Below are 12,976 nucleotides of genomic sequence, written 5' to 3'. Positions count from 1 at the left end.
ATTATTTGTTCTCCTGAATTAAAGCTGCTAAATCATCTGTAATTTGTTGAAAATCTCTACAGGCAGGATGTTTGGGACGGTATTTTTGTAAAGGTAAGCCGTGAGCGCTGGCATTTTTGAATTCGTTTGAGTTGCGAACTTTAGGATAAAGTTTTAAATGTAAATGTTCGGTAATCTCTGGTAATTGCTCTAAATATTGCCTGTGCATTGCCACGGTATCATCATACATACTTGGCACAAATCCCAAGATGGGTGGGCGAGGTTCTAAATGTAACTCATCACCTGTAGAAATACACCACTCTACTAATTCTGCTGAACCAGAAATGGCTTTCATTTCCAATTGCACGGGAACTAATATATGGGTTGAGGCAGCTAAAGCATTAACATTTAACATTCCTAAAGTAGCCGGACAATCCAAAATTACTAGATTGTGGGGCAAAGGGTATTTTTTTAAGCGATCGCTTAGTGTGTACTCTCCTCGTTTGCGGATAACTAATTCATTGGCTATTTCCGCTAAAAGTGGATGTCCCTGACAAACTTGAGTTTTTGATTGTTCCCAAACCGAAATTAAATCCCAATCTCCTTAGAAATCTTTTGATAATACCTTAACTAAAGTGGTTGATACGTCAGCCGATGGTAATCGTCAAAATTTGAATTTGGAATTGCTGACAGCAGCCAATTCCATAATACATTTTAGTAAAAATATACTATGATTGTACTTTTATTTATTGCTTTAAAAATACAACTTTGTCATGACTGCACTTGGCATCCACTTAACGCATAATGTCCACTGCACCAAACCCAACGGACCAACAAATAAATGCTTCTATTCCCCCAATACTGTAGCCAAAAAAAGAGTATAAAAAGAGGGCTGATGTAGTAGAGTTGTAGTCTTCCACAACGACAACTCGAAAGCCACACACAGCCCATGTTTGACATACTAGCACTGTTGCAATGCCTATTACCAGAAATAAAAGTGACGACGATGCGGCGATTGAGCCAGATCATCATGGCTATGTTAGCTATGAGCGGGCGAGTAACAATGTTGGCAATATCGCGTTGGACGCTTAGTGGTGGTAGTTATCGGACGGTAATCAGATTCTTTCGGACAGTCATACCGTGGGCAACATTATTTTGGGTGTTTTTTCGGCGGCATTTGTTTTCTCCAAAGGATGTTTATCTGCTCGCAGGAGACGAGGTGGTAATAAGCAAAGCCGGGAAAAAAACCTATGGATTAGATAGGTTCTTTTCCAGTCTAATAAGCAAACCAATATCGGGGCTATCTTTCTTTACCTTATCATTAGTAAGTGTTCAACAAAGACACTCATTTCCGATTCAGATAGAACAGTTAATCAAGAGCGATGTAGAAAAAAGTATTGTCTCACCAAACCCGGAAATAAAACCCCAAGAAAAACGTGGACGTGGACGACCTAAAGGAAGTAAGAATAAAAATAAAACGGAAGTGATTTTCACATTTGAATTACTACGAATTCAGAAGATGATTAATGAGTTATTCAAGTTAGTAACTGACTTTATTCCTCTCACCTACTTAGTCGTAGACGGTCACTTTGGGAACAATAATGCTTTGCAGATGGCTAGGCAGGTAAAGTTACACATAATTTCCAAGTTACGCCACGATTCGGCATTATATATACCTTACCAAAATTCTGATCCTCATCATCCTTCTCGTCGTAAATACGGTGAAGCAGCCCTGAAGACGGGTTTCCCGTCGCAGGGGACTGCTGAACCCGAAGGGAGACAGATTTGACTGGCGTAATATTCCTGGTGAATATTTGCGTCAAAATAGTATTGAAGAAGATATCCAAACCAATACTTATCAAGCTACCTTACTGCACAAAGAATTTGCCCAGCCTCTTAATGTAGTGATTTTGGTAAAAACCAATCTAAAAACTAATGCTTGCAGTCACGTAATTCTGTTTTCTAGTGACATAACTTTATCTTATGAGAAAATAATCGACTACTATAAACTCCGCTTCCAAATTGAATTTAATTTCCGGGATGCCAAACACTTTTGGGGATTAGAAGATTTTATGAACAGAGGTCAAACTGCTGTGACTAATGCTGTTAATCTTTCTTTTTTTATGGTCAAGAAAGTCTCATTATCTTCTTGCTCAGTTTCGTGAAGATAATCCTGGCTCTGGCATTGTTGATATAAAGGCTTATTGTCGGGGTTTTCGATATGTTCGGGAAATGTTAAAAATGCTTCCGCAACAGCCTGAGCCTATTTTATTATCCCAGATTTTTGCCAAACTAACCTCTCTTGGTCGTATTCACAATGCTTCTACAGCCGTTTAACCCTCGTAATTTGGCTATAGTATTGAATTAGTCCTCAAATTTTTTGAAAGCTAAAGAAATATTATGTCCTCCAAAGCCGAAAGAGTTAGAAAGCGCAATATCTACTCTTTGACTTCTGCTTTCATGAGGCACATAGTCTAAATCACACTTGGGATCTGGCAGGTCTAAATTGATTGTCGGCGGAATTAAGTCTAGACCTACAGTCAACACTGTAGCAATAGCTTCAATTCCTCCAGAAGCTCCCAACAGATGTCCAGTCATTGACTTTGTAGAACTAATAGGAATTTGCCAGGCACGGTTTCCTAAAGCTTGCTTAATAGCCAAGGTTTCTGTGACATCGTTGGCTGTAGTGCTAGTGCCGTGAGCATTAATGTAACTTACTTCGTTAGGAAACAATCTAGCATCTTTTAACGCCAGTTCCATAGCTCTTGTTGCTCCCTCTCCATTAGGAATAGGAGTAGTTATATGATACGCATCACAGGTTATCCCGTAACCAACAATCTCTGCATAGATATGATTTGCTCCACGACGTAAAGCGTGTTCTAAATCCTCTATGACTAGAATGCCAGATCCTTCTCCCATAACAAAACCATTTCTTGTAGCATCAAAAGGACGAGAAGCGCGAGTGGGGTCGTCATTTCTGGTTGATAGGGTTTTAGCAGAAGCGAAAGCCGCTATACACAAAGGCGTAATTGCTGCTTCTGTACCACCACAGATCATCGCCTGAACCTGACCTGTCTGAATTAAGCGAAAGGCTTCTCCAATAGCATTAGATCCAGCTGCACAAGCAGTAACAGTACAAAAATTTGGACCTTTAGCTCCTGTATAAATTGCTGTCATTCCAGCTGCTATGTTAGAGATGGCCATGGGAATTGTAAAGGGACTACAGCGTCTAGGCCCGTGAGCCAGGAAACTCTTTTGCTGTTCTTCAATAACGGCGAGACCGCCAATCCCATTACCGAGAATAATGCCTACTTGAGTAGCATTTGAGTCATTGATTTCTAAACCAGCGTTGGCGATCGCTTGAAGGCTAGCAGAAACTGCAAATTGAGCAAAACGAGATGTGTGTTTAACATCTTTACGTTCTAGATAGTCATAGGGATCAAAATTCTTAACAGCACCTGCAATTTTACAAGTATGCAAAGAAGTGTCAAATTGGTCAATTAAACCAATACCACTGCTTCCTGAAATTAATCCCTCCCAATACTCCTTAACAGTGTTGCCTAAAGGAGTAATAGCTCCCATGCCTGTAACTACAACCCGTCTTAAATTTTTATTAATCATCATCATTAGAATTCAGATAAATACTTTTTGGTCAATATAATTAACAACTTGTTGCACTGTGATTAATTGCTTTGCTTCTACGTCTGGAATTTTTGTTCCAAAAGCATCTTCTAATGCTTGAAACATCGCTAGTAAATCCAGATAATCTGCTCCTAAATCTTGAGTAAGATTTGCATCCGGTGTAATTTTTTGTTGCTCATTTGCTAGTTCTTGAGCAACAACTATTTGAACTTTTGTAAATATTTCTTGTCTAGTCATTATTAACCTCCTCGTTAGATTATTTTCAAGACTTTCTAATGTTCAAAGAATTTAATATTTGTTACTTAAAATATATAATAATGATTTTCATAAAACAAGAGAAAATATTTTGAAAAACCAGGACATTTATTAATAATATTATTGGCATATAATCAGATTAATTTTAGATAGAGCTTACTAATCGAATGAGTTATATTATAGTCGCCTCCTCGCAAGTGAAAAGAGGGTTAAGCGTAGCGCAACCCAACATGATACTGAAAGCTTAACCGATATCTTAATGTTGGGTTTCCTTACGTCAACCCAACCTACTGATCTGGTGAGAAATTCGGGTTTTATATTGCACTTAAATCAAATAGTAGTCTAAGAGAAACATCCTATTAAAACAACCTTTAACTGACTTCTGCAAGCATCTGTTACCTAGAAATTCCAGACACAGAAATTCCACCAGCGTCTAGTCTATTATATTTATCTACACTCAAATTTTGATGAGCAGATAGAATAATTTCCTCTGTTTCTTCCCAACCAATACATTTATCAGTGACAGATATACCATACTGCAATTTTTTTATGTCCCTAGTAATTTTTTGATTTCCCTCATACAAATTTGATTCAAGCATCATACCAACGATAGATTCATTCCCATCTATAATCTAGTTTAGAACATTCTTAAAGACTCTATTTTGTAATTTGTGATCCTTGTATGAATTGCCATGACTACAATCAACAACAATTCTTTTGGGTAAATTTAAACCTTCTAGTTTTTTTTCTACCCAAGCTAAATTTGGCGCATCAAAGTTAGGTTTACCATCTCCTCCACGTAAAATAATATGACCATAAATATTCCCCTTAGCTTTAAAGGTACAAACTTTACCCATTTGGTCAATTCCCAAAAAATGGTGGAATTTATTTGCTGATTGCATAGCATCAAAAGCAACTTGAATATTACCATCAGTACCATTTTTAAAACCCACTGGTATGGATAATCCACTTGCCATTTCGGAATTTTGGAGTAGTACCTCTGGTATACCCTCATAAAGACGCAGTTCCTATAAAAAAATAGTATCAAGTAACTGATCAATAGGAGGGTCTGAGGATGGAATAAGAGGAGACCGACGACCAGAAACAAATAAATGTTGAGGTTCTAGATAGTGTCTTTTTTGGATTTGACGAGCTAATTCAAAACTAATTAAAGCTGCCATACTATGACCAAAAAAGGCATAACAAAGGTCTAAATAAGGGATTAAAACAGGTAATAAATTCTCAACCAATTGCGTAACATGAGTAAAAGGAAACTTCATTGATTTGTTTTCTCGTCCAGGAAGTTGTACCGGACAAACTTCAATGTCTGATGGTAATATCTCTGACCATTGACGATATGTTGAGGTACTACCTCCAGCATAAGGAAAACAAAATATAGAATAGGATTGATAACGGATAATTTCATTACTTATGTTGACCATGATTTCCCTCAATGCTAATAGAAATGATGTCTCAAATCAAGGTGTATTGAATATGAGTTATTTGCCTTTTTCTAACAATTCAAGAGAGTATTGTGGCGGCGACAAACCCATTAATTCAATATACAAAAAAGGGTGGGCTAAACATTGATAACTGATGTCCCATATTCATAACCAGCTTATGATTCTTAGGGACTGTAGCGCACCCTTTTAAACTTTCAAAAAATCGCAGTAAATTTGATCAAAGTCTTGCCAACATCTACTTTACTTGTGAGATGATATCTTAAATGCAGGTTTACCATCTACTAAAGTTAGCATCAGGTAACATTTACCCAACATATCACAATTCCAACGATGGACGGGAATTCCAGAACAGGTTAAAGATTCTGTCACAACTTCTGGTAAGTCTTTAAAGGTAATATTTTTGACTGAGTGCAATGATGAGAGAGCTTCTGCAAGTATCAAAACTGAACCAATTTCACTTAAACGTCTATCTTCTAGTGAAATGATATTACCATGTTGCAGCTCATTTAACTCAATATCCGATACTTTTAATCCTAGCAGATTGAAACCCTTCTGAATTTCAGGATTTCTTTTTGGAGTAGATACAGATGTTATTGGTGTTGAAGTTGCTGTAGACGTAATTTGAGGATTTTCTAATTGAGTAGATACAGACATCATTGGAGTAGGAGTGATTGTAGACATAATAGTAATCCGGTTTGATTTTGTTGAATTTATCCTAATTCACAATTAAGAAAATTAGATACAGCAAGACTTTTCTGATATGTATCTGTTACCTAATTAGAGAGAATTAGAATTATGGATGTAGTTAGGGAATACTTTTCCTAGCTGGTTCTAGAACCAAAATAAACTGTCAGTGAAAGCTAACTAAATACGTGTTTTAGTCTATTTTTATTGAAAACGTAGGATGAAGATTAATGCCAAGCTACAGAGTAGCTTCCTGTAAAGTAGGTAAAAAGAATATGAGTGTAAGAAAGTAATTTCATGCTCTGATTCTGCAATGCCCAACCAAGTATTAATCAGATTCGACATGAAACACTAGCGAAAAGTTTGTATTTTGGCTTATGGACTCGAATCTCTACCTTTTTTAGTCACAATTTCTGGGCTATGGGCGCTGATTACTGAAAATTTCTATTTCATTTTTCAGTAATCAGCACTCCTTGTACAAGTTGGTGTAAAAACAGACTATTTTAAATCAATTGGGCATCACCCATGAGTAATATCTGTGGTAATTTCTCTGCACAGTTCACTTAAATCAGATTTTTTTTGGCTTTTTGCTGTTTTTTGAGATATGAAGCAGTACCTAAAGCACCCAACATCAATAGCCCTAATGTGGAGGATGATTCTGGTACTGTAACTACTCGCAAAGAGCCGACAAACCGCAAGTTGAATACACCAAATCCGTTACCAATACCAAAACTAACATCCTCATCAACTTGGTTATCTTCCAGCACTAATTGAACTCTACCACCACCAACAGCAACATCTTGTAAGAAGGCGTTAGCTAACGCGTCTTCAAATAGATTTAGACCAGTAACTTTTGTAGCTTTAATGGGGTTAGTATAAGCAACGTCAATATCATCCCCAAGTGCTGGTGTAGGTCCGTAATCGAGAGCGACAAACAAGTCAGAATAACCAAAACTAATGATTGTAGTTGTCCCAAAGGAAAGGAATAGCTCAACATCATTTGAATTAGCTCTGTAAATTCTTTCCTCAATTGTGCTGTCAGGAGTACCAAACCAATCTTGACCCTGTATATCTTCACCCAAGTTCCATGTAGTAGTGAAACTGCGATCGCTTTTTTGTCCGAAGCCAAATCCCAAATTACTAAAATCAATAGTATTGTCAATAAACAAGCTGCTTAAGGTTGGAAAACCTGTAATTCCAGTAAGGTCTGCTGTTCTGGGAGCACCACTAAAAGGCTCTTCTGGACTTGCTTGCCGACCTGTCACGTAATAAGGAGCGCCATTACCTGTCGCATTTAAACTGATATCTGCGTGACCAACATCTGCCGCTGAGGGATCAAGATTGAAAAAACCGGAAGTACCCAGATTGTCCGATGGTCTTCCTAAAAAATCTAGACTGTATGTAAAATCCAGTGGCTTTGAGGTGAGAAATTGCAAGTCGTCAAAATTAAAAGTTGCTGCCTCAACAGGTGAGGGAGCGACGAATGCAACGGTAGAAGTAATGCCAAGAAGCATTGCAAATTTGTAGTTACGCATAGTAAACATTTGAAATTTCACTCCAATTGTAATTATTTTATCACTGTCCATGAGTACTTTAACAGTACTTTGATTGAATGCAAATCACATCTTTTTTCTATTTTTTACAAGTTGTGTATACTAACATTTCAGGGGTTATTATTAAATTATTTTGAGGTTAAGAATTTGCAATCATCCATTATATATTGGATGGTAAATTCTCTGAAAATGGTGAGTTACACTATTTGTTAAGAAAATGGGTGACTTGTCTACACAGGAAATAACTGGAAAATAGAGATTGGGAAAAGGAGGAAAATTATACTGCTGCTATTTAATTTTTGACCTTTTCCCTACTTCACATTGTTTTAATCTTCATCAGTTATGCTGTTAATTCTTGCAAACTGTTATGCAAATTAGCTTGCAGATTAGAATTGAGTCTAGGTTGAAGATCATTATTTTCCTTTATTGAGGAGGTCACAGGTACTATTGCAACCAGATCACTCACTAGTTCTAAATAACGTTCACCTAACTGATCAATAGTTGTTGATAGATGGAAGTTACTAGAATATTCAATCTCCACCTCTAAGGTACCATTCACTAAAGTAAAGAAAAACTCCAACAAAGTTGTACGTTTTTGTTGAGGAGGAGATAAGCGACGATCCCAGTCTTCTGGAATAAACTCAAATACCTCAGAGGAAGGAACAGTGCGATTACCTAAATAATTAGCTCTCACAGGCGTTAAATTAGTATCGGGATACATATAACTAGGTAATTGATCAGCTAACCAATCAAAGGACACACCATTCATCGGTAGCCATTCAAATTGTTGTTTGATTTGCTTGACTAATTGCTCCCATTTTATTTTTTCTGGAACTTGTATACCCATTGGGAAATTGACTGCAAAATTCCCCACACTCTCGAAAAATCTGTGATTATCACCCAAGTCTCTACCGTGAGAACGGTGACTTAATACTACTCCTGTTTTTCCACTCCATTCAGCCAACAAACGATACAAAGGCGCAAGTAAAAGATAATAAAGGTTAGAGCCATAGTACTGTTTTGCCTTGGTTAATAAAATTCTACTTTGGGATTTGGGTAAAATGAATCTTTTTTGAGCAGCAGAAGATTCGATATTGTCTCCTTTTTGGTAATCAAATGGAATGTGAAATATTGATTTCTCAGAAGGAAATTGGTACAACCAATAATAGATATGACTAGATAAATCTTCTTGTTGATCTTTTGCCATCAATAGACGTATATAGTCGCTATAGGAAGATTTAGGAGATGTTGGCAGATTAGCAACATTTGTATTTCCTAAAATTTGGCTGTAAGTTAACCAAAATTCGTTAAAAATTACGTTTGTACTGAGTAAATCAACGATTAAGTGATGCCCTACTAGGATAATGTCATAATATGAGTCATTAACTTTGACAATAATCGCTTTCAGTAGTGGCCACTGATCCAGTTGGAGTTGTTCTCCTGTTTGTTGTATTAAGCTCCGAATTTGTTCATCACGTTTTTCAGCTTTTAAATGACTACCGTCGTAGACAACTGCCTTTGAGGGGGCGGTTGGCTGAATAATTTTTTGTTGCCATTGACCTTGTTTTTCGACAAAGATGGTTCTCAAGATAGCATGATGCTCTATGAGTAAATTCAGAACTTGATTGAAAACATCGAGTTCTAAAGGTTGGTGGTAAAAAAAACGAGTGTAACCAGTCCATTGATAGGGATGTTCAAAGTATTTCATCATCCAGCGTTGTGCAGGGCCTAAAGGCAAGTATTCTCCGTCTTCAGAATTCTTCTGAGTAGTTTCTTGTAATTCACCACTGAGAATAGCTGCGATCGCTTTGCGGTCTAGTTTGCCATTATGATTCTTAGGTAAACTAGCTAACAATTCGATTCGGTGGGGAATCATGTAATCAGGTAACCAGCGCCCCACATATTCTTTGATTTGTTTGCTTTCCACTTGCTGACCTACTACACCAGCAACTAGTTTTTTCTGACCTGAGTCATAGTCTATTGCTACCACCGCCACTTCACGCACATCAGGATGGCTGTTGAGAACATTTTCAATTTCTCCCAGTTCTACACGGAAACCACGTATCTTGACTTGATGATCAACTCGTCCGTGATATTCAAAACTGCCATCTGGTAATTGTTTAGCTAAATCACCTGTACGATACAAATATTTACTGTTGATGTCTGCAAAGGGATTGGGGCGGAAAGATTGTGCTGTTTTTTCCGGGTTTTTCATATAACCCTGAGCCAGTTGTACACCACCAATCCATAACTCTCCTAATTCTCCTGGCTGCACAGGCTGCATTTGTTCATTGAGGAGGATGATATTAACATTGTCAATCGCTTTGCCAATAGGGATGCTAGTTTGTTCTTTGACATTACCAGTAATAATATGAGCCGTCACGTCTATAGATGCTTCTGTCGGCCCATAAAGATTGGCTAACCCAACGTTATCACCATACTTATCCAACCAACGCTGAATGAAAGATACAGGTAAAGCTTCACCACTAAACACTAACCAGCGTAAATGGGGAAATGTCTGCGATTCGTCTTCTAAAGCCGCGAGAAACTCGCCAAATAAAGACGGAACGAAGTGCATAATATTAATCTGGATGTCATTGATCCACTGAGCTAAACTCCAGGGATTTTTCACGACTTCCCGTTTTACAGGACAAGCTGTTGCTCCCACCATTAAAGGCCAGAAGATTTCCCAAACAGAGATATCAAAACAGCAGGATGTTTTTTGTGCAACCCGTTCTCCAGGGGATAATTTAAAGGCCTTCTGCATCCAGTTGAGCCGATTCATATACCCCTGGTGATTAAGCATGACTCCTTTGGGACGACCTGTAGAACCAGATGTGTATAATACCGTCATTAAGTCCAGAGAAGTATTTACACAGGGAGGAGTTTGCTCTGAGCTATGAGACCATGAGTTTTTACTAACTTGAGTTAAAATTTTGCTATCAGTAAAAGCTTCTCCTTCATCCAAAAATACTAGGGTAGACAAGGGTAACTGGGCTGTGAGACATTCTGCTAATTTTGAATTTACCCGATGCTCAGTTAATAAGGTTTGGACTTCAGCGTGTTCTAGTATGTATTGAATTCGTTCATTGGGATAAGCGGGATCTAAGGGAACATACGCACCTCCTGCTTTGAGAATACCTAGTATGGCTATCCACATCTGATAGCCAGGATTAAGCATCATTCCTACCAAAACACCAGGCTTAACGCCCAGAGTTTTTAAGTAATTAGCCATCTGGTTGGACAAACGATGCAATTCTTGATAAGTGAGTTTGATATTGTTATCAATAATAGCTATGGCATCGGGTGTGCGCTGGACTTGTTCAATTATTTCCAGGTAGGGTATTTCTATGGGCTGCTGATTCACAGTTGTATTCAGATTGAAGATAGGTGCTTGATTGGTTGTTGGTACTTGTTCTTGACTGAGAACACAAATCATCTCTCTCAGACTTCTACAAGATAGTAAAACCTGACGATTTACCTTTCCTAGGTGTTTTTCTAATTTAGTAATGATGCGGATCAATTCTAGTGAATCGATCCCCAAATCCACTTCTAAATCTTGATCTAACGCTTCATCAGAGATTAACCCGTGGCAAATTTCTGTGGCTATTTGCTGGAGGATAGACTTGATGCGAGTGTCTGTTGGTAGAGTTGACTGTGGCTGACTTTCTACAGTCGGTTGAATTTTCAGAGATACGAATTCTTTAATCTCTGCAATCAACTGTTGTAAAAAGGTATTGATGAAAGCTTCACTGAAGAAATTGTCATCATAACTGCTGCTAACGTGCAAGCAATTATCGAATATTTCTACTAACGTATCTACAGTACCGAAGTTGGTAGCAGTGGCGGCTCGATAATTAAGAACCTTGAGTGAACTATACTCAGATTTGATATGGGTTTGACCAATATTTGAGAGATATAAGTTAGATTTGACACCCATTTGAAACAAATTAGCAGCCGTAGTCGGAATTTTGCCATCTTCTAGTGCTAACTTGTCTCTAATCCACATTCCCATGAGACGAGTTTGAGCGCAGTCATAATTTTCTGCTAGTCCTTTGTGAATTTCTGAGTGAATGGTATGTAGTAAATTATGCCAATCTCCATTAACTAAAGTTCTCCCAACGGGAAAACTCAACGCTAGATTTTGGGCAAAACAGCCAATTGCTTGGGGAATATCGACCCCAGGATAAACACGACCACTGGTAGGTGTGTTGAGAATGACAGATTCTGGTAGTTTGGCGAACTGCGATGCTGCTCTTAAATAAGCGCCAACCAACAACGAATTTAAGGGTAAGCGCCATTCACGGGCGCGGTTGAGTAATTCATTGGTCACATCGGAGCTTAAACGATGAGACACATGACGATAACGAGCAGAAGTATAGCTGAGAGAATTACTTTGAGGATTCCAGAAGAATTTATTTTTGCCTTGCTTCGTCAGATATGTTTGCAGAGATGTTTCTGCTTGTTGATTTTGCCAACTGTTTAGATTTTTAGCAACTTCACAGTATTCTTGGACTGTTAGGGGAGGTGGTAAGATTGGTTCTTTGTGATTTAGTCTGGCATCATAAATTTCCATAAACTCACGTAACACGATTTGGTTACTTAGACCATCAGAAATAATGTGATGGTTTGTAAAAAAGACTTCATAGACTGAATCTGCAAGCCGAAAGACAAAAAACTTGTGTAAAGGCCACTCCGCTAAATTCCATTCCGCATTTATGCAACGATTGACTTCCTCATTGATGCAAGACTCTTGAGTTTGGCGATCGCATTCTCTAAGATCAGTAATGGAAATGCTTGGAGGTGTAAGATTGTCAAGGATCATTAGTCGATAATCCTGGAAACTGCTGGCTGCTGTAGGAATAGAAAAGTATGCTCTCAGCATCGGGTGACGAGTCAGGAGTTCTTGCCAACTTTGTTGAAAAACTTGGGTATCGAAAGCACCATGCAAACGCAACGTCGAGCAGAGACTACAAGTAGATACAGCCCAATGAGCAGCTAAAAATATATATTGGGAATCAATAATTGGCACTTCTTGTGCTATGTTTGCTTCGGGATGGGACGACAACACAGTAGCAGTTTGAGGTGAGGAAAAGTTTAGCGGAGATTCACCTGTTTGTTGCACAGTTATCCAAGTTTGAGCAATTTCTATCATTTCTGCCAAAGTTTGGATTTGCATTAATTGTTCCATAGGGACAATCTGTAAAACTTCAGCTTGTTTGGCTTTCGGAACTAATTGAATAAAGTTGTTGAGTAGTTCCACCATCTTAATAGAATCTAGCCCTAAATCACCCTCCAGATACATATCTGGTTCTAAATCTTCTACATCATGTCCTGTGATTTTTACTACTAAACTAAAGATTTTTTGTTGCAAGTTTTCGATGTTCATAATACTCCCGA

General features: G+C 38.0%; 7 protein-coding genes and 2 pseudogenes. 1 reads left to right on the top strand and 8 read right to left on the bottom strand.

Annotated elements, in window-relative coordinates; genetic code table 11:
• Position 1 precedes the first annotated feature (1 nt).
• Entirely contained in the window at positions 2 to 568 is a 567-nt protein-coding gene (locus ACOWPH_RS00525; RefSeq protein ID WP_280514232.1) for a ParA family protein, read from the bottom strand.
• A gap of 360 nt (positions 569 to 928) precedes the next feature.
• Here ACOWPH_RS00525 and ACOWPH_RS00520 point away from each other — a divergent pair.
• Positions 929 to 2,316: pseudogene (locus ACOWPH_RS00520) on the top strand (transposase).
• Positions 2,317 to 2,343: 27 nt separating this feature from the next.
• Here the strand turns inward: ACOWPH_RS00520 and fabF are convergent.
• The 7 genes and pseudogenes from fabF to ACOWPH_RS00485 all read right to left on the bottom strand — a co-directional run bounded on the left by fabF (position 2,344) and on the right by ACOWPH_RS00485 (position 12,965).
• Positions 2,344 to 3,606, bottom strand: coding sequence for a beta-ketoacyl-ACP synthase II (gene fabF / locus ACOWPH_RS00515; RefSeq protein WP_015213484.1), 1,263 nt, complete (start codon positions 3,604 to 3,606; stop codon positions 2,344 to 2,346).
• Between the two features lie 6 nt (positions 3,607 to 3,612).
• Positions 3,613 to 3,858, bottom strand: coding sequence for an acyl carrier protein (gene acpP, locus ACOWPH_RS00510; protein ID WP_015213483.1), 246 nt, complete (start codon positions 3,856 to 3,858; stop codon positions 3,613 to 3,615).
• Between the two features lie 413 nt (positions 3,859 to 4,271).
• Positions 4,272 to 4,856: pseudogene (locus tag ACOWPH_RS00505) on the bottom strand (3-deoxy-7-phosphoheptulonate synthase); the annotation flags it as partial.
• Between the two features lie 48 nt (positions 4,857 to 4,904).
• The gene (locus tag ACOWPH_RS00500; protein ID WP_052334507.1) at positions 4,905 to 5,318 is read right to left on the bottom strand and encodes a thioesterase II family protein; all 414 of its coding nucleotides are present in this window, start codon (positions 5,316 to 5,318) and stop codon (positions 4,905 to 4,907) included.
• A 261-nt stretch (positions 5,319 to 5,579) separates the two neighbouring features.
• Positions 5,580 to 6,020 carry a hypothetical protein gene (locus ACOWPH_RS00495; protein WP_015213482.1) on the bottom strand — a complete coding sequence of 147 codons (441 nt, stop codon included), beginning with the start codon at positions 6,018 to 6,020 and terminating at the stop codon, positions 5,580 to 5,582.
• 566 nt (positions 6,021 to 6,586) lie between these two features.
• Positions 6,587 to 7,558: a hypothetical protein gene (locus tag ACOWPH_RS00490; RefSeq protein WP_150110993.1), complete on the bottom strand. Its 972-nt coding sequence runs from the start codon at positions 7,556 to 7,558 to the stop codon at positions 6,587 to 6,589.
• A 358-nt stretch (positions 7,559 to 7,916) separates the two neighbouring features.
• Positions 7,917 to 12,965 carry a non-ribosomal peptide synthetase gene (locus ACOWPH_RS00485; RefSeq protein WP_015213480.1) on the bottom strand — a complete coding sequence of 1,683 codons (5,049 nt, stop codon included), beginning with the start codon at positions 12,963 to 12,965 and terminating at the stop codon, positions 7,917 to 7,919.
• Between the last annotated feature and the right edge of the window lie 11 nt (positions 12,966 to 12,976).

It is taken from the genome of Anabaena sp. PCC 7938 (assembly GCF_049315035.1).
In the GTDB taxonomy this organism is placed as follows: Bacteria; Cyanobacteriota; Cyanobacteriia; order Cyanobacteriales; family Nostocaceae; genus Anabaena; species Anabaena cylindrica.
The sequence above is the reverse complement of the archived record's forward strand: the minus strand, read 5'-3'. Positions and strand labels throughout refer to the sequence as shown.